This window comes from Oceanobacillus sp. M65, from assembly GCF_052246275.1.
GTDB lineage: Bacteria > Bacillota > Bacilli > Bacillales > Amphibacillaceae > Oceanobacillus_B > Oceanobacillus_B jordanicus.
Genome location: NZ_JBQQCJ010000001.1, coordinates 806,054 through 823,192 on the forward strand (window position 1 = coordinate 806,054; position 17,139 = coordinate 823,192).

A 17,139-nucleotide genomic window follows, 5' to 3' on the forward strand; every position below is an offset into this window, starting at 1 on the left:
GACGCACCACTCCCCAGAACTGACGCAGTCCTCCCACGAAGCGACGCAGCACTCCCAAGAAGCGACGCGCCACCCCCAGAAGAGACGCACCAACCTCCCAAAACCCGCACCACACCAACTTCCAACTCCATTAACTAAAAATATTTACTAAAACATTTACTAAAACTATTGCTAATTATTTAAAATCAAGCTATGGTATTGGTAAGGCTTTCAAAACCAAATTTTTAGGGGGAAAGAGAATGAAAAGAGCTTCAATTATCTTTGCATTATTACTTTTTGCTTTAGCTGCATGTAGTGGAAATGACGGAAGTAGTGAACAAAATGAAAGCGGTGACAATAATACATTGTCGGTATGGGCATGGAATATTAATGTGCCTGTTATTGAAAAGGCTGCGGAAATGTTTGCAGAGGATCACCCTGGATTTGAACTTAATATAGTAGAAACTGGAACACCGGATGTATATCAAAAAATTACGACAGGACTACAAGCAAAAGGGGAAGGATTACCAGATGTCATGCTTGTGGAAGATGATCGACTTCAAGGTTATCTTAACTCGTTCCCTGAAGCATTTGTGAACTTATCTGAAAAAGGATTTGCAGAGGACCATATGGATAAATTCCCAGAATATAAGACAGAATTATTATCTAAAGATGGCGATATGTATGGCTTCCCATTTGATTCAGGTCCTGCTGGTGTGTTTTACCGTGTTGATTTATTTGAGGAAGCAGGTATCGATGCTAACGCAATCGAAACATGGGACGACTTTATCGAGGCAGGAAAAGTACTTAGAGACGAATTGGATGTTGCCTTAACTGGAATCGACATTAATAACGATGATGGAGTATACCGTTTAATGTTAAACCAACAAGGTACGTTCTACTTTGATGAGGAAGGAAACGTTGACCTTACTTCTGAAGAATCTGTGAAAGCGATGAATGTAATCCAACAATTGAGCGAAGAAGGATTAAATGAAAATCTTGTTGGATGGGATGCTTGGATTGGTGGGTTAGCTAACGGTACAGTAGCAACTGCTCCATCCGGTGCGTGGCTTTCTGGTTCATTAACTGGGCAGGCTCCTGATATGGAAGGACAATGGGGCGTATTTCCACTTCCTGCCATGGAAGAGGGCGGCAACAGAGCAGCGAACCTTGGGGGAAGTAACTACATGATTTCTTCTAACTCCGAGAAGGTTGACCTTGCTTATGAATTTATGGAGTTTTTCTCAACATCTGATGAGGTCCAGCTTTTTGCGATGGAAAATGGACTTTTTCCATCATTAAATACTATCTACACGGAAGACGTGTTTAGTGAAGAAGTAGCTTATTTTAATGATCAGCCTATCTGGACGATGTTTGCAGACCTAATTGAGGACGTTCCGTATGCTAACTATACGGGAGATTATTCTCTTGCTAGAGACGAAGCGACTAAGGCGCAATCACGAGCAGCTGATGGGAGCGACCCAGCAGAGGCATTAGAAGAAGCCGCAAAACAATTAGAAAACAGATTAAATAAGTAAACACTACGAACGTTGGAGAAGTATAGATTTCAGTCTAATAGATCCATCATCATGGGAAGCGTCCTTGGTTTGTTTTTGCGAAGACGTCACCCATGAGGAGTCCATACAGCTCGACGTACTAGTAAACAAATAGTTTAAAACAAATGAAGAATAAAGGGGGGAAACATGCACCCTTTATTCTGTCATTTTAAAGAATCACTCTATTCTGGAGAGAGGATGGAAAACGCATGAAGCAGTCTAAAAAATTTCCTTATTTATTCATAGCCCCAGCCGTTATTCTATTTATTGTTTTTACGGCCTACCCCATTATTGCTTCCCTCTATTTAAGCTTCCAGACCTATGAAGGAGGAAGTTATTCTTTTGCTGGGTTAAGTAATTATACGCGTTTATTAGAGGATTCGATTTTCTGGAAAGCGTTAGGGAACACGTTTATCATTTTCATTTTGCAGGTCCCGATTATGTTATTGATGGCGATGGCACTTGCAAGCGTATTGAACAGTCAATTGCTTAAATTAAAAGGCTTCTTTAGGGTATCTTTCTTTTTACCAGCGGTAACATCCCTTGTTGCCTATTCCCTGCTTTTTTCGATTATTTTACAGGACAATGGAATTTTAAATACGTTATTAAACGCGATTGGGATCGAGAATATTCCTTGGCTTTCCGACCCATTTTGGGCAAAAATATCGATTGTAATGGCGATGATGTGGAGATGGACAGGATACAACATGATCATTTTCCTTGCTGCATTGCAGAACATCCCGGATCACATGTATGAAGCGGCTTCGATTGATGGTGCCGGAAAGATACGTCAATTCTTTTCCATTACGATTCCAAACTTGAAACCTATTATTCTTTTTGCCGGAATTCTATCAACGATTGGTACCTTACAGTTGTTTGATGAGCCATTTAACCTGACGCAGGGTGGGCCCGCAGATTCTACCATGACACTAGGATTATACATTTATGAAAATGGGTTTGAGTACTTTGACTTTAGCTACGGAAGTGCGGTTGCTTATGTAGTCGTTGTACTTGTGGCTATACTATCTTACTTTCAATTTAAGTTTACGGGGGAAAAATCATGATGAATACAAACAAATCGAAACGTGGACTCGGCAAAGTTGGCATGTATGCGTTGTTGCTTCTGTTTTTAGTTATCTCCATTTTTCCTTTCTATTGGATGTTAGTTGGGTCAACTAACACGTCTGACAAGATGTTTACGAGCCCACCAACCTTGCTTCCAGGGTCTGAGTTTATGACGAACTTAAACAATCTTGATGCGACAGTAGGGATTTGGCGGGTGTTGTTTAACTCCTTGCTTGTTTCAGGACTATATGTCGTGATTGCTCTGGCAGTGAGTGCGACGTCTGCCTATGCCTTTGCTAAATATGACTTTAAAGGGAAAAATGTGATTTTCACAATATTTATTCTGTCGATGATGATTCCCTATCAAGCGACATTAATACCTTTATTCCAAATGATGTCTAGTTACAATCTATTAAACACATATTTTGCGTTAATCGCACCACAGCTTTGTTATCCCTTTGCCATTTTCTTAATGCGGCAAAACTTTGCAGCATTCCCTACTGAGTTAATGGAATCTGCACGACTGGATGGTGCAAGTGAACTGAAAATTTTCATGAAAATAGTGCTACCTTCTATGAAACCTGCACTAGCTGCAACATCTATCTTTTTGTTTATGTTCCAATGGAATAACTTTATGTGGCCGCTCGTTGCCATTACATCACAGGATATGTATACCTTCCCGGTTGCATTATCTACTTTAAACGGCGTTTCCTTTACAGATTATGGGCAAGTAATGGTAGGAATTACGATCGCAACCATTCCAATTATGATCTTTTTCTTGGTCTTACAACGCCACTTCATCTCGGGAATGCTTGGCAGTGCAATAAAATAGAAAAGGTGTGTGAACGATATGCTTACAGTGAAAGACGACAAATTTATATTAAACGGACAGCCGTTTCAAATTTTATCAGGGAGTATCCATTACTTCCGTGTTCCCCAAGAATATTGGGAGGATCGCTTAATTAAATTAAAAAACTGTGGATTCAACTCTGTAGAGACATACATTCCATGGAACTTTCATGAACCGAAAAAAGGGCAATTTCATTTTGAAGGCATGGCGGACATTGAGCAGTTTATTGCAACAGCAGAAAGTCTAGGATTGTATATCATCCTCAGGCCAGCTCCATATATTTGTGCAGAGTGGGAGTTTGGTGGCTTACCGGCATGGTTGCTTAAAGATCGTAATATGGCGCTGCGTTGTGCAGATCCGAACTTTCTTAAACATATAGAAGATTACTATGATGTGCTTCTTCCTAAGCTCGTACCGCATTTAATAACGAATGGTGGAAACGTCTTTGCCTTGCAAATTGAAAATGAGTATGGTGCATACGGGAATGACAAGCAATACTTGGAGCGAACCAGAGAGATATATAAAGAAAAAGGCATTGATGTGTTACTGTTCACCTCAGATGGTCCAGATATGATTGAAGACGGATCCTTACCAGATGTTCTTACAACCTTAAACTTTGGTTCTCGTGTGGAAGATTCTTATGCGATGCTGGATGCATACAAGCCAGATAGTCCGAAGCTGTGTGCGGAATTTTGGATTGGTTGGTTTGATAGTTGGGGAAAGGAACATCACACAAGAGATCCTAAAGATGCAGCAGCTACATTGCGTGCCATGCTAGAAAAGGGTGGATCCGTCAATTTCTATATGTTCCATGGTGGAACGAATTTCGCGTTTTATAATGGTGCCAATCAATACGAGACATATGATCCAACCATTACCAGCTATGATTATGATTCCTTGCTAACAGAGTCTAGTGAGATAACGGAAAAATACAGGGAAGTCCAAAAGGTTCTCAAGGAATTTGTGACCATACCTGAGCCAGTTGAACCTCCGAATATACCAATTCTGCCAGAGCAAAAGGTGCAGCTTGATCGTTCTGTTAGCTTGTTTGATACGTTAACAACGATAGCGAATCACTATAAAAATGTGGTTCCGATGTCCATGGAGGAAATGGATCAAGCATATGGCTATGTATTGTATCGCACGACGATTGACCGAAAAGCCGATATGGTAATGGATACGTCGATGATCCGTGACAGAGCATTCCTCTATATTAACGGAGAATATGTCCAAACCGTTTACCGAAATGATGAGAAAAAAGAAATTACCCTCTCCTTCCCTGAGGAGATAAACACGCTTGAGATTTTCGTGGAAAATATGGGCCGGGTTAATTATGGAAAGCATTTGAGGGATCGCAAAGGAATAATCGAAAATCTATGGATTGATAATCAATATATGTTCCATTGGGAGATGTTCAGTATCGAACTTGACGAAGTCGTTCTAGACTTTTCAAGGGCAACTACAGAGCGTTTTCCGCAGTTTTATGAAGGTACATTTGAATTGTCCGAAACAGGTGACACTTTTCTTAACATGGAAGGCTGGAAAAAAGGCAATGTATTTATCAATGGATTTAACCTGGGACGATATTGGGAGATTGGACCACAGAAAACACTTTACCTGCCTGCACCCTTTTTAAATGTAGGAGAAAACACGATCCAAATTTTAGAACTTGAAGGAACGAAACAGCAGGAAGTTCTATTTGCCAATAAGCCTGACTTGGGATAGGAAGGATTAGGATGATGATTACAATTGACGACAACAGAAAACAATTTCATTTAACGAACGGAAAAATAAGCTACCTATTCCATGTGATGAAAAATGGACAGCTTGGCCATCTGTATTATGGAAAAGCGATCAAGACAGCAGGGCATATAGCAGACTTCCAACGCTATGACATTCCGACACCAAATACGACCCATCTTGAGGCAAATGATCCGGCATTTACAATGGAAACAACGAGGCAGGAATTCCCTGTGTTTGGTGCAACAGATTTTCGCGAACCGGCTCTCGGAATTCAGCAGGCTAATGGGAGTCATATAAGCAATTTCGTGTTTGACTCATACCGTGTAGTGAAAGGGAAACCCATGCTGGAAGGCTTGCCCGCTACCTATGTTACGAGCGAAGAAGAAGCCGAAACAGTAGAAATTACTCTGTATGATGCGATAACCGATATGGAACTTTTACTAAGCTACACGATTTTCAAAGATGTAGCGGTAATTACCCGTCATGCGCGGGTTACGAACAGGGGAGAGGCCACCTTGATATTGGATCGATTGCTGAGTGGCAGCATTGATTTCCCACACGCTGATTTTGACATGCTCCAGCTTTCAGGGGCATGGTCACGGGAAAGGCATCTAAAAGAACGTAAGCTTGAAAGTGGAATCCAGTCTATCTCTAGCTTACGAGGTTCCAGCTCTCATAGTCAGAATCCATTTCTAGCATTAAAAGAACCAGATGCGACAGAATTCATAGGGGATGTGTATGGTTTTAACCTTGTGTATAGCAGCAACTTTCTAGCACAGGTGGAAGTAGACCATTATGAGCAAACAAGAGTCTCTATGGGGATTCACCCATTTGGCTTTCAATGGAAGCTGGAACCAGGAGAGTCGTTCCAAGCGCCTGAAGTTGTCATGGCGTTTTCACCGAACGGCCTAAATGGGTTGAGTAAGCAATTACATGATGTATACCGCAACCATTTAATTAATCAAAAATGGCTTGATTCACCACGCCCTGTCATGCTCAATAACTGGGAAGCGACCTATCATGATTTTAATGAGGAAATAATACTAGCAATTGCGAAAGAAGCAGTAGACTTGGACCTAGATCTGTTTGTGCTTGATGATGGCTGGTTTGGTAAACGGAACAGTGACACGACATCACTGGGAGACTGGTTTGTCAACAAGGAAAAACTGCCGAATGGACTTGGGAAACTCGCACACAACATCCGGGAACTTGGAGTTGATTTTGGCCTTTGGTTTGAACCAGAAATGGTCAGTCCAGACAGTGACCTTTATCGTGAACACCCAGAGTGGGTGGTGAAAACTCCTGGAAGGTCAGCTTCGTATGGCCGTAACCAATGGGTATTAGATTTCAGTAATAAAGAGGTCGTGACTTATTTATATAAGAGGATGCGCGCATTGATCGAAGAAACACAGCTTTCCTATATAAAGTGGGATATGAACCGAAACATAACAGAAGCATATTCATCCACATTGCCTGCAGCGCAGCAGGGGGAATTTTACCATCGCTATATTCTCGGGGTATACCAGCTCTATGAAAAATTAACAAGTGAATTTCCGGACGTACTGTTTGAATCCTGTGCAGGTGGGGGCGGACGCTTTGACCCTGGGATGCTTTTCTATGCACCACAAGGGTGGATTAGTGATAATACCGATCCAGTCGAACGCCTACATATTCAATACGGGACCTCGATTGCCTACCCGATAAGCAGTTTTGGTACCCATGTATCGGCAACACCGAATCATCAGACAGGAAGAACAACCTCGTTAAGCTTCCGGGCGCATGTTGCCTTGTTCGGCACGTTTGGATATGAACTAAATCCACTGGGCTTTTCGGCCGAAGAGAAAGTGGAAATACGAAAGCAGGTTGCGCTTTACAAACAACATCAGCATCTCATGCTGACAGGGGACTTCATTCGATTGATAAACCCTGCTGATGGGAATGAGGCTGCCTGGATGATGGTGAGTGAGACAGGAGAGGAAGCGCTTGTCAGTCATTACCGAATTTTAGCTGAATCGAATCCTTGTAAGATGAAATTTCTTCTCCTAAAAGGGTTGGATTCGGAGGCGTATTATCGTTGTCAGGATACAGAAGGGGTTGTACGTCATTACTATGGGAGTGAATTGATGTATAGGGGGATACCACTTAAAGCCGAATTTAATGGAGCAAATGGTGGGCTCTCGATCCCGATGCAAATAGGCGATTTTCAATCCGAGATATTTTATATTTCCAAGGAAGAGGGAGAGGTTTAAATGCATCTTGGTGTAGATTATTACCCGGAACACTGGAATATTAGCTTAATGGACGAAGATTTGACGAGAATGAAGGAAATGGGAGTCAACACTGTAAGAATTGGCGAGTTCGCATGGAACATGATGGAGAAGGAAGAAGGAGAATTTGATTTTTCCTTTTTTGATAGGGTGATTGAAAAGTGTAAGGAATATGAGTTATCGGTCATGTTTGGTACACCAACAGCCACATTTCCTGCTTGGCTTGCAACGAAACATCCAGGCATTTTTAATGTGACGGAAGATGGACAACGTATTTCCTTCGGTGGCAGAAGACAATATTGTTATAACTCCGCTACATATTTGGATTATTCGTTAAGGATTGTTAAAGAGTTGGTGCAACACTATAGGGATGAAACCCAAGTGTTCGCCTGGCAAGTGGATAACGAGCTAGGTCATGAGGGGAGCGATGATTGTTATTGTTCCAATTGCCAGGAGGCTTTTTCGACATACTTAAAGCAGCGCTACGACTCAATTGATGAACTAAATGAGGTGTGGGGCACCATTTTTTGGGGGCAAACCTATCAATCCTTTGATCAGATCCCGATGCCAACCCGCACGATCACGGTTCACAATCCGAGCATGCGACTGGAATGGCTCCGGTTTCGTTCTTACTCCCTTAGTCAGTTTGCAAAAAAGCACATGGAACAGATAAGAAAGTTTAAAGGCGAACACCAAACGGTTACCACCAATATTCCTGGTGGATTCTTCGAGAAGAAGTTTGACCATAATGAATTTTCAAGAGACCTTGATTTTGTTTCCTATGATAATTACCCAGTATGGGGCGGTTTAGCTGAACCGGTGTCGCCAGCAATGCTTTCTATGACTCTTGATTTCGTTCGGGGACTGAAGCAGGAAAACTTCTGGATTGTGGAACAACTGATGGGAGCGCAGGGGCATGATGTCATCGGTTATTTACCAAGGCCAAATCAGGCAAAATTCTGGGCATATCACGCCTTTGCTCATGGTACAACGGATATGCTATTCTTTCGCTGGCGTGGCATGACACATGGAGCGGAGCAGAACTGTCTGGGCATTCTGGATACAGATAATCGCCTTACACGTAAGTACAAAGAAGTGCAGTCTTTTTTTAAGGATATTTCCAATTATAAAGAGGTCGTTGATTCTCCGATTAAATCGGATATCGCATTGGTCTATGATTTTGATACGATCTGGTCGTGGCAAATACAACAAGAAAGTGCAGCCTTTGACTTTACAGAGGAAGTAATGCGCTTGTATGAACCGTTCTATAACCAGAATCAATCGATCGATGTTATACGAGCGGATGTGGACTTCGGGAACTATCGTGTGCTGCTGCTTCCTGTAATGAAAATAATAGATGAGCAGCTGGTGGAACGCTTAGAAGCATTCACAGCAAACGGAGGGACTGTTATTTTCTCTTATCGGGCTGGCGTTCGCGACCGTAACAACAATCTAGTGCTAGGAGAACAGCAACCAGGTAAGCTAAGTCCGTTACTTGGTGTCCAGGTGGAAGAGGTGGAATCTCTGCCTGATGGCATAGAAATCGAACTTCAAACCGATAAAGGGAAAAAGGGATCGAGCAAGGTTTGGCGGGACCTGATCAAGCCTTTTGATGCTACAGGGCTTTACCATTATACAGACGCATATCGCGACTATGCTGCAGTGACAGTCAATACATTTGGGAAAGGCAATGCCTACTATATCGGTACAGGTGCAGATAAAGAGGTCATGCAGGAAATCGCAAATCGTGTGGCAGATGAAAGGGAACTAAATACTACACAAACAAGTACTGGAATTGAAATCATGGAACGAACAACAGAGGATGGAAGCAGTTATTTATTCATCATGAACCATAACGGTCAGGAAGGCCATTATAATGATGTACAGCTTGCGCCATACGCTTGTAAAATTGTACGTAAGAGTGATGAAAATGCCTAAGAAAATGGTATAGTTAAAAGAGATGATTGAAAAAAGTAGAGGTGGCCATGTTGGCAACAATAAAGGACATTGCTGATAAAGCAGGCGTTTCGGCCGCAACCGTTTCAAGGGTATTAAATTACGATCAAAGCCTTTCCGTTGCAGCTGATACAAAAAAGAAAATATTTGAAGTCGCAGAAGAACTATCCTACAAGCGACGTCACCGAAAACCAATTAGTAGAAAGATTGCCTTTCTGCATTGGGTCACAGAAGCAGAAGAATTAGATGATATTTATTATATGGGCATACGTTATGGGATTGAGCGGCGTGCTGAGGCGTTAGACGTTGAGCTTGTAAAATACGTCGAAGGGGAAACGATTGATACAAATATCGATGGAATTATAGCTGTTGGCCGCTTTAGTGAAGAACAAGTACGTCAGTTAAAAGCTATTTCTCCTCAGATCGTATTCGTCGATTCTAATCCAAACGAAGCAGAGTTTGATGCCGTTCTAGTCGATTTCGAACGGGTCACCCAACTCGTAATGGACCATTTTATTACAAAAGGTCATACATCCATTGGATTTATCGGTGGATATGAAACCTTTAAAGAAAAGATTGCACCTATTCAAGACATGCGCGAAAAGCATTATCGTAGCTACTTACAAGAAAGAAATATGCTTGATGAGCGGTTTATTTTTCTCGATAGCTTTGCAGTGAACGATGGTTATGAACTCATGAAGCAAGCGATTCACGACCTGGGCGAGGAATTGCCGACAGCCTTTTATATGGCAAATGACCCCCTTGCAATCGGCGGCCTGCGAGCGCTTCATGAGGAAGGAATCCCTGTACCTGGCAGAGTGAGCGTCATCGGTGTCAATGATATCAGTGTTTCCAAGTATGTTTACCCCTCTCTAAGCACGGTTAAAATTTATACCGAATTAATGGGAGAAACAGCAGTAGACCTAATTTTAGAGCGAATTGACGACAAACGAGAAGTGCCAAAGAAAGTATATTTATCAAATAAATTAATTATACGACAAACGTAAGGCCTGGAAGGCAGCTATTCATTGTGAATAGCTGCTTTTTTGTTTCTGTAGGGTATTTATGTTGAGAATGTGAGCTGAGTGGAGTCGCGTGGTATCCAATCGAGGTCGCGTCCGAGCTTTGCGAAATCGCGTGTCAACCTCGAAATATCGCGTGCGAACCACGTAAAGTTGCATGCCAACCACCCGAAGTGACGCCACACCTCAAGAAGAGACGCACCACTCACCAGAAGTGACGCCAACACCCCAAAAAGTGACGCTTCATCCACCCAAAGTGACGCCAACACCCCAAAAAGTGACGCATCATCCACCCAAAGTGACGCCAACACCTCAAGAAGAGACGCACCATCCACCCAAAGTGACGCAGCCCCTCCACGAAGAGACGCACCAATCCCACCACCAGAAAGTAAAATTATGAACCTGTATATTTTAAGCCTCACTTTAAATACTAAAAGGACAATGGTATTAGCGGATGGAGAGAGGAAGTAGAAGATGAAAAAAGCAGTCAATGAAGTGACGGTAGTATTCTGGATTACATTAGCGATTACGATTGCCATGTCCATTTGGGGGACTGTCGCTCCTAAAATATTTGAACGTTACTCAGGTAATTTGATGAATTTTATATCTGTTCATTTTGGTTGGTATTATTTACTTGTTGTTACTTTATTTCTTGTATTTTGTATTTATTTGACCTTTAGTCGGTTTGGGAAAATAAGGCTCGGCAAACCAAAGGAACGTCCTGAATTTAGTTATATGTCATGGTTTGCGATGTTGTTTAGTGCTGGTATGGGAATAGGGCTTGTGTTTTATGGTGTGGCCTCGCCTGTATCGCATTATATGAAAACACCACCAATAGCAGAGCCGGGCTCTGTGGAGGCAATTGGCGACGCGATGCGTATCACATTCTTCCATTACGGGGTCCACGCATGGGCCATTTATGCGATCATTGCATTGATCCTGGCCTATTTTACTTTTCGACTTGGAAGACCATTCTTGGTCAGTTCCACATTAGAGCCCCTTTTTGGGAAGAGTATGAAGGGCGGTTGGGGCAAGGTTGTCGATGTGATAGCCGTGTTTGCAACGGTCATTGGGGTTGCGACGACGCTTGGGTTTGGTGCAACACAGATTAACGGTGGGCTTACCTACCTTTTCGGTGTGAAAAGTGAATTTTGGGTACAGCTCCTCATTATTGTAATTGTAACGGTGTTATTTATGATCTCGACCTATTCAGGTTTAGGAAAAGGCATAAAATATTTAAGCAATACGAATATGTTTCTGGCAGCAGCATTGTTTGTTGCAACATTAATACTGGGGCCAACCATGTATATTCTGAACACCTTTACGAATTCTGCGGGGACTTACATTTTGAGCCTGCCTGTTGAGGGGCTGCGTATTGCTCCCAATGATGAGTCGGAAAGGCAATGGATCATGGATTGGACGGTGTTCTTTTGGGCCTGGTGGATCGCCTGGGCGCCATTTGTCGGCATCTTTATTGCTCGGATATCGAGAGGACGTACGATCAGGGAGTTTCTCTCCGGTGTTATTCTAGTCCCGACTGTTGTGTGTCTTTTATGGTTTGCAGCGTTCGGGAGTTCTGGAATTCACGTACAAAAAAGCGGTGCAGATATTGCGAGTCTGCCTGACGAGCAGATGCTATATGGTATGTTTGATAATCTACCTTTAGGTATGATCCTATCTTTATTGGGGATTTTGTTAATATCTACCTTCTTTATCACATCGGCTGACTCTGCAACATTTGTGTTAGGCATGCAAACAACGGACGGATCTTTGTCACCATCTACTGTGGTTAAGTTTACATGGGGGATTGCGCAATCCCTAATTGCAGCAGTTTTACTTTACACTGGTGGATTACAGGCATTACAAAATGTGCTCATATCGGCAGCATTTCCCTTTTCCATCATTTTGATTTTAATGTGCTTATCCTTTTACAAAGCCTTGAGAAAAGATAAGGTACACTAGGAGAAAAGTTCCCCCTAAAAATGCGTATATGAAAACTGTAGGAAAAGAGTATTAGTGCTTTTTCTACAGTTTTTTTGTTATGAAAAAAACATCTGTAAATAATGCAGAAAATCGTAAACAAATGCTGTATTTTCTGTTATTATTATCAGAATATATTTTATATACTGCATGTAAGCGTTTACTAGGTCGGAGATGCTGTCTTGTATTTTTACTTGCAGAAGAGAAGGGGGGATAGGATGTGGACCGGCAGCTTTCCTTACCAATAAACAGTAAACAAGGAGGGTTTAATTGGTGAATAGAAAACGATTGAAAAAGGTTTTTCCTATTCTATGCTGTGTTGCGCTAATCGGGACATTTGTAAAAATCCCACCGCAACAAACCGTATCAGCAGCTGCAAAGGATTTTTCTACCTCTTTTGAAGAGAATGATCCGGATCTTGATTGGGAAAACACAGTGGAAACAGATGCTGATGGAAATAAGATGTCCTCCGGTATTGATGGGAATATCCCCTTTGACGGAATTCAAGGTGATATTACCGAAAGAATAGTCAATATCGAGGTGTCAGGTGAAAATCCGCCAAGTGAGACAAAAAACAAGCTCATTGACCGCGATTCGACTTCAAAATGGCTAACCTTTGAAGATACTGCTTTTATTGAGTTCGAGCTGGAAGAGGCAGATACGGTTGTAAAATATGCACTTACCTCAGCAAATGATTATGCAGGCAGGGACCCACAGGATTGGGAGTTATTTGGCTCCAATGATGGAGAGAACTGGACAGCCTTGGACAATAGGAGTGAGCAATCATTTGAGGACCGTTATGAAAGAAAGCTGTACGAGTTTGAAAACGACACAGCTTATCAGTATTATCGCCTCAATATAAATCAAAACCATGGGGAATCCATTATCCAACTTGCAGAGCTTGCTATTTCTAATGGAATTGACAAGCCAGCCCCGCCCGCATCCGATATGAAAACAACCGTAACGAATGGTCCGACAAGCGCGTACACGTCAAAAACAAATGTCGGCTGGTCTGGACTGAATACGGTAACCTATTTAGGCTCTCACCTTGAAGAGGGAAGGGCATATTCCTATAATAAAATTCTTGATGTGGATATTGATGTAACAGAGCATACTGAACTATCCTATTATATTTTTCCAGCATTTACAGACAAAGACCATACGAACTATGCAAGCACGTATGCATCAGTTGATTTAGCATTTTCAGATGGTACCTATCTACATGACCTTGAAGCATATGACCAGCACGACATTAAGCTGGATCCCCAAGCGCAAGGCGATTCAAAGACACTCTATGCTAATCAGTGGAATCTTAAAAAGGCAGCGATTGGCGATGTGGCAGAAGGAAAGACAATTGAAAGAATCTTGATTGCCTATGACAACCCAACTGGCCCAGCAACTTTTACGGGGCACATTGATGATATTCAAATTAAAGAACAGACAGAGGAGAGTACCTTTACAAACCCTTCTGATTACGTAAACATCCTGCGCGGTACGCAATCAAATGGAAGCTTTTCCAGGGGGAATAATTTCCCGGCAGTTGCTGTCCCGCATGGCTTTAACTTTTGGGCGCCTGTAACCAATGCAGGTTCGAATTGGTTATATTCCTATAATGAAAGCAATAACGAGGAGAACCTCCCCGAGCTCCAGGCTTTCTCTTTAAGCCATGAACCGAGCCCATGGATGGGAGATAGGCAGACATTCCAAGTCATGCCATCCAATGCAGAAGCGGAACCCAGTGCGGATCGCAACGAGCGTGCACTAGCCTTCAACCATGATAATGAAGTGGCAAAAGCACATTACTATGGCGTGGAATTTGAAAATGGCATCAAAACAGAAATGACACCAACAGATCATGCTTCGATGATGCGCTTCACGTTTGATGACGAGCATGCGAATATTATTTTTGACAATGTCAGTAACGATGGTGGCATTACCCTTGATGCAGAAAATGGGATCATTTCAGGCTATACCGATCAAAAAAGCGGCCTATCAACAGGTGCTACCCGTATGTTCGTTTATGCCACATTTGATAAGCCTGTTATCGATAGTGGCATGTTAACAGGAGAAGGCAGAGATAACGTTTCTGCCTATTACAAGTTTGATACAGAAGAAACGAAGGAAGTTACGATGAAAATGGCCACGTCCCTCATCAGTGTTGATCAGGCCAAGAAAAACTTGGAGCAAGAAATCAATGCTGACGATACATTTGAATCGGTAAAAAATCGAGCAGAAAATGCATGGAATGAAAAACTAGAAATTATTGAAGTGGAGGGCGCTTCAGATGAGCAGCTGACAACCCTTTATTCCAATATGTACCGCTTGTTCTTATATCCAAATTCGGCTTATGAAAATGTTGGTACAGTGGAAGAACCGGAATATAAATATGCAAGCCAACTCGAATTATCGCCATGTACGAATAGTACCGCGACCGAAACATGTGCCTCAATAGAAGACGGCGAAATTTATGTGAATAATGGGTTCTGGGATACCTACAGAACAACCTGGCCGGCCTATGCATTGTTAACACCTTCTAAAGCTGGTGACATGATTGATGGCTTTGTCCAGCATTATAAGGATGGAGGCTGGATTGCCAGATGGTCATCCCCGGGCTATGCGAATTTAATGGCAGGGACGAGTGCCAATGTTGCGTTTTCTGACGCTTATTTAAAAGGGGTTACCAATTTTGATGTCGAAAGCTTTTACCAATCTGCCGTGAAGGATGCTTCCGTTGTACCACCAAATGCGAATGTGGGCAGAAAGGGAACGGAAACGTCAATCTTTGATGGCTACACAAACACATCGACTCATGAAGGAATGTCATGGGCACTTGATGGGTATATCAATGATTATGGAATTGCGAATTTGGCGAAAGCACTAGCTGAAAAAGAAAACGAAGACGACCCTTATCAATCCGAGTACAGTGCGGATTATAACTATTATTTAAGTCGCGCACAGCATTATGACAACATGTTCAATTCAGAGTTTGGGTTCTTTAATGGAAAAACTCCAGATGGAGAATGGCGCTCAACGTTAGAGGATTTCAACCCAGCCGAATGGGGGCATGACTATACCGAAACGAATGCATGGAACATGGCCTTCCACGCACCACAGGATGGTCAAGGACTAGCCAACCTATATGGTGGAAAAGAAGGGCTTTCTGAAAAGCTTGATACATTCTTTGCCACTCCAGAAAAGGCAGCTTATCCAGGTAGTTATGGCGGACTGATTCATGAAATGCGGGAAGCCAGGGATGTCAGAATGGGAATGTACGGACATAGCAATCAACCGGCTCACCATATCGCATATATGTATAATTACGCGGGCGAGCCGTGGAAAACACAGGAAAAAGTACGTGAGATTTTAGATAGACTGTATATTGGCAGTGAGATTGGCCAGGGCTATGCAGGAGATGAGGATAATGGTGAGATGTCTGCCTGGTACATTTTCAGTGCACTAGGGTTTTATCCACTTAAAATGGGCAGCCCAGAGTATGCAATTGGCGCGCCATTATTTGAAAAGGCAACAATTCATTTAGAAAATGGAAAAGATCTTGTCATCAACGCACCAAATAATAGTAAAGAAAATAAATATGTCCAAGGTCTTCAAGTGAATGGAGAAGCTTATACGAAAAATTACATCACACATGAAGACATAGCCGAAGGAGGCACACTGGACTTTGATATGGGGCCAGAGCCTTCAGATTGGGGCAGTAAGCTAACCGATTTACCTGAATCGATTACCCCTGCGGCAACCGATGGACTCTTTGCACCAGAATCATTGGGCGATGTGACAGATCAGGCAGTAGAAGAGGACGTAGGCATCGCGTCGGATAGTGATGGCAGCGATACAAGCAAACTATTTGATAATACGTCGCGAACCCAACTGGAGTTAGAAGGGGAAACACCTTGGATTCAGTACCAGTTCACAGGAGCAAAGAAGAAGGCAAACATGTATACCCTAACCTCTGCAAATGCGCTGGATGGTTCAGATCCGCAAGCGGCTGACCCGAAAAGCTGGGTGTTGAAGGGATCTGACGACGGAGAAAATTGGACAGTATTAGATGAACGAGAAAATGAATCCTTCAAATGGAGAAAGTACACCCGGGCATTTGAAATTGCGGATCCTGAAGCCTACTCCTACTATCAGTTAGAAATAACAGATAACGCTGGTCACCAAACAACAGCTTTGGCTGAAGTAGAATTGCTAGGATATGGCGAACAGCTTATTGGTCTGGCAGTGGGCATGCAGGATGTCGTGGACCAACTAGCTGAAGAAGGGGAGTTTAAAAATAATGGGGCAAGTCGTTCCCTATTGATGCACCTCACAGCAGTCGAACGATTTGAAGAAAAGGGAGATGAAGACAAGGTTGTAAAACATATGGAAAGCTTTCAAAAGTTGCTTGACCAGCAACATAAAACGGCATTGATCTCAGAGGATGCTTACAAGCTACTAAAAAGCAATGCAGCTTATATGTTACAACGGTGGGAATAAAGTGAAACTGCAATCAGTGGGAGTTTTCTTTCTTTCCCCCCTGATTGTTAGTTGAACGAATCGGGGTGTTAGCGTCCGTTAACTCCCAATTAAACATACGGTTTCACTTCATGTTTTGAAGGGGAAGTTTTACGGACGATTGCTCCGGGGAAAAAAGAAAAACCTAAATTGGTGCTTGTGCACCAATTTAGGTTTTTTTGTTGTTTGTAGACGAATGAAAACGACGC

Annotated in this window: 9 protein-coding genes; all 9 read left to right on the forward strand. The window is 42.5% G+C overall.

What is annotated here, in order from left to right:
* The first annotated feature begins 239 nt into the window (after window positions 1-239).
* The 9 genes from ACTWPF_RS03800 (at window position 240) to ACTWPF_RS03840 (ending at window position 16,912) form a co-directional block, all read left to right on the forward strand.
* A complete protein-coding gene (locus tag ACTWPF_RS03800; RefSeq protein ID WP_443148335.1) occupies window positions 240-1,517 on the forward strand; it encodes an ABC transporter substrate-binding protein in 1,278 nt (425 codons plus the stop codon).
* Window positions 1,518-1,744: 227 nt separating this feature from the next.
* Window positions 1,745-2,599 carry a carbohydrate ABC transporter permease gene (locus ACTWPF_RS03805; RefSeq protein WP_106897861.1) on the forward strand — a complete coding sequence of 285 codons (855 nt, stop codon included), beginning with the start codon at window positions 1,745-1,747 and terminating at the stop codon, window positions 2,597-2,599.
* Entirely contained in the window at window positions 2,596-3,432 is an 837-nt protein-coding gene (locus ACTWPF_RS03810; RefSeq protein WP_106897860.1) for a carbohydrate ABC transporter permease, read from the forward strand. Before ACTWPF_RS03805 ends, ACTWPF_RS03810 begins: the two co-directional genes overlap by 4 nt.
* 18 nt (window positions 3,433-3,450) lie before the next feature.
* Window positions 3,451-5,175 (forward strand): glycoside hydrolase family 35 protein, encoded by a 1,725-nt coding sequence (locus ACTWPF_RS03815; RefSeq protein ID WP_443148336.1) that lies wholly within the window; start codon window positions 3,451-3,453, stop codon window positions 5,173-5,175.
* An 11-nt stretch (window positions 5,176-5,186) separates the two neighbouring features.
* Window positions 5,187-7,442, forward strand: a complete 2,256-nt coding sequence (locus tag ACTWPF_RS03820; protein WP_443148337.1) for an alpha-galactosidase — start codon at window positions 5,187-5,189, stop codon at window positions 7,440-7,442.
* The gene (locus tag ACTWPF_RS03825) at window positions 7,443-9,398 is read left to right on the forward strand and encodes a beta-galactosidase (protein ID WP_443148338.1); all 1,956 of its coding nucleotides are present in this window, start codon (window positions 7,443-7,445) and stop codon (window positions 9,396-9,398) included.
* A gap of 50 nt (window positions 9,399-9,448) precedes the next feature.
* The gene (locus ACTWPF_RS03830; RefSeq protein ID WP_443148339.1) at window positions 9,449-10,423 is read left to right on the forward strand and encodes a LacI family DNA-binding transcriptional regulator; all 975 of its coding nucleotides are present in this window, start codon (window positions 9,449-9,451) and stop codon (window positions 10,421-10,423) included.
* Window positions 10,424-10,912: 489 nt separating this feature from the next.
* Complete coding sequence (locus ACTWPF_RS03835) at window positions 10,913-12,400, forward strand: glycine betaine uptake BCCT transporter (protein WP_443148340.1); 1,488 nt, start codon at window positions 10,913-10,915, stop codon at window positions 12,398-12,400.
* A 291-nt stretch (window positions 12,401-12,691) separates the two neighbouring features.
* The gene (locus ACTWPF_RS03840) at window positions 12,692-16,912 is read left to right on the forward strand and encodes a GH92 family glycosyl hydrolase (protein WP_443148341.1); all 4,221 of its coding nucleotides are present in this window, start codon (window positions 12,692-12,694) and stop codon (window positions 16,910-16,912) included.
* Window positions 16,913-17,139 lie beyond the last annotated feature (227 nt).

Coding starts and splice junctions, on each gene's coding strand:
- ACTWPF_RS03825 (WP_443148338.1), top strand. CDS start 7,443: ATGCATCTTGGTGTAGATTATTACCCGGAACACTGGAATATTAGCTTA.
- ACTWPF_RS03810 (WP_106897860.1), top strand. CDS start 2,596: ATGATGAATACAAACAAATCGAAACGTGGACTCGGCAAAGTTGGCATG.
- ACTWPF_RS03800 (WP_443148335.1), top strand. CDS start 240: ATGAAAAGAGCTTCAATTATCTTTGCATTATTACTTTTTGCTTTAGCT.
- ACTWPF_RS03820 (WP_443148337.1), top strand. CDS start 5,187: ATGATGATTACAATTGACGACAACAGAAAACAATTTCATTTAACGAAC.
- ACTWPF_RS03835 (WP_443148340.1), top strand. CDS start 10,913: ATGAAAAAAGCAGTCAATGAAGTGACGGTAGTATTCTGGATTACATTA.
- ACTWPF_RS03805 (WP_106897861.1), top strand. CDS start 1,745: ATGAAGCAGTCTAAAAAATTTCCTTATTTATTCATAGCCCCAGCCGTT.
- ACTWPF_RS03815 (WP_443148336.1), top strand. CDS start 3,451: ATGCTTACAGTGAAAGACGACAAATTTATATTAAACGGACAGCCGTTT.